Origin of the sequence: Pantoea sp. Morm (genome assembly GCF_016643525.1) — a bacterium.
Classification (GTDB): Bacteria; Pseudomonadota; Gammaproteobacteria; order Enterobacterales; family Enterobacteriaceae; genus Pantoea; species Pantoea dispersa.
Genome location: NZ_VOQX01000227.1, coordinates 1 through 1,760 on the forward strand (window position 1 = coordinate 1; position 1,760 = coordinate 1,760).

Below are 1,760 nucleotides of genomic sequence, written 5' to 3' on the forward strand. Positions count from 1 at the left end.
CGGGTCGCGTGCAGTCGGGCAGTAATCACGCTGATGCGGCCGGGCGCACCATGCAGGATATTGTCGATCAGGTGCAAAATGTCACGGCATTGATTGCCCAGATCAGTTCTGCCACGGCGGAACAATCTATCGCGTTGAGCGAGGTGAGCACGGCAGTGGAAGATCTTGACGATATCACCCATCAAAACGCTGCGCGCGTGGCGGAAAGCGCCGAAGCCTCAGGCCGTATGACGCATCAGGCCAATCGCCTGGTGGAAGCAATCAGCGTATTCCGCTAAAGGGTCTCGCGCGCCGAAGCGTCAGGCGAATCGTCTGGTGGAAGCGATTGGCGTGTTTCGTTAAAGCGTCTCGCGCGCTGCCCTTAATGCGCCGGGTGGTGAGCCGACAATGCGTTTAAACGCCCGGCTAAACGCCGCCAGTGAACCATAGCCGAGGTGGAAGGCGACGCTTTCCACCGCTTCGCCCTCATTGACGATACGTTCCACCGCCAGCCGCATGCGCAGTTCAGTGAGGTAGCGCAGCGGCGTCATGCCGGTAGCCGTTTGAAAACGGGCGGCAAACACTGAGCGTGAACTGCCCGATTCGCGTGCCAAACGCTCCACCGTCCAGTTTTCGCCCGGCTCACGATGCATGGCTGCCATCGCCAGGCTTAGACGCGGATCGCGCAGCGCCTGCACCAATCCACTGCCTTTACCGCAGCCGTTTTCCACCCAGCCGCGCACAATCTGCGCCGCTACCACATCCGCCAGGCGGGAAAGAATGCCAGCGAAACCGGCTTTGCGCTCGCGGGTTTCGCGCTCCATGGCATCGAGAATAGGCTGAATTTCCGGGTACTGCGCCAGCAGGGTACTCACCAGCATGACGTCCGGCATGGTGTGCACCAGCGGCTGCATGCCGCCGAGTTCAAATGCCATGCAGGCGCTAAACAAAATGACATCGCTGTCGTCCGGGCAACCTTCGCTGCTGTCAGCGATGTCACAAACGCTGCCACAGATCGGTTTGCTGTTGAAGGTGCCAATCGGTTCACAAATGGCGTCTTCGCTGGAGATCAACGCGTGTGCTTTGCCGTGCGGGATCAGCATCGCATCGCCTGCCTGCAACGGATAGATCACGCCAGACGCTGAGCGGATCATTAACGATCCACGGCCAACAAAGTGCAGTTGTGCCTTGCCCGGCGCGTCATCGTATTGCAAACCAAAAGGGTTATGTAAGGCGATACGCTGATATTTTACGCCGTACAGGCGCATGCCCATCAGCAGTTCACTGGTCAGATCTTCATAGCGGCTCATACGAATCCAGACGAATTATCAAAAAACAAAGTTTTTGTATCATAGATCGTCTTGCGTCATCTCACTATGCTTACAACCTGAATTTTTGTGATGGGGATCGCAAATGAGTCTGGATACTGAAGTAGTCGAAACAAGTATAGCGGTGGATAAACCCGCATGGGGCGCGGTGTTTGCCATGGCGTTTGGCGTGTTCGGCCTGATTACTGCCGAATTTCTGCCGGTGAGCTTGCTGACACCGATTGCCGACTCGCTGCAGGTGAGCGAAGGGCAAGCGGGCCAAACGGTGACCGTGACTGCCCTGGTGGCATTGCTCACCAGTCTGGTGGTCGGCAACCTCACGCGTCGTCTCGATCGTCGCGTCGTGATGCTGGCCTTTACGCTGCTGCTGATTGCCTCGGCGCTGCTGGTGGCCTTTGCAGAAAATCTGCCAATGATCCTGCTAGCGCGCGTGCTGCTCGGCATGGCGATTGG

3 protein-coding genes are annotated in these 1,760 nt (G+C 57.7%); 2 read left to right on the forward strand and 1 reads right to left on the reverse strand.

The genetic code is table 11. The features are described 5' to 3' along the window. A partial coding sequence (locus FT726_RS27080; protein ID WP_346303831.1) for a methyl-accepting chemotaxis protein occupies positions 1-278 on the forward strand: 278 nt, incomplete at its 5' end. 60 nt (positions 279-338) lie between these two features. Here the strand turns inward: FT726_RS27080 and FT726_RS27085 are convergent. Continuing rightward, the gene (locus FT726_RS27085; RefSeq protein WP_097118970.1) at positions 339-1,289 is read right to left on the reverse strand and encodes an AraC family transcriptional regulator; all 951 of its coding nucleotides are present in this window, start codon (positions 1,287-1,289) and stop codon (positions 339-341) included. A gap of 103 nt (positions 1,290-1,392) precedes the next feature. On the opposite strand from FT726_RS27085, the gene FT726_RS27090 reads away from it, so the two are divergent. Further along, the coding region (locus tag FT726_RS27090) for an MFS transporter (protein ID WP_346303832.1) at positions 1,393-1,760 on the forward strand (368 nt) is incomplete at its 3' end.

Excerpts from the sequence above, each read along its gene's own strand:
- FT726_RS27085 (WP_097118970.1), bottom strand. The coding sequence starts at position 1,289 with ATGAGCCGCTATGAAGATCTGACCAGTGAACTGCTGATGGGCATGCGC.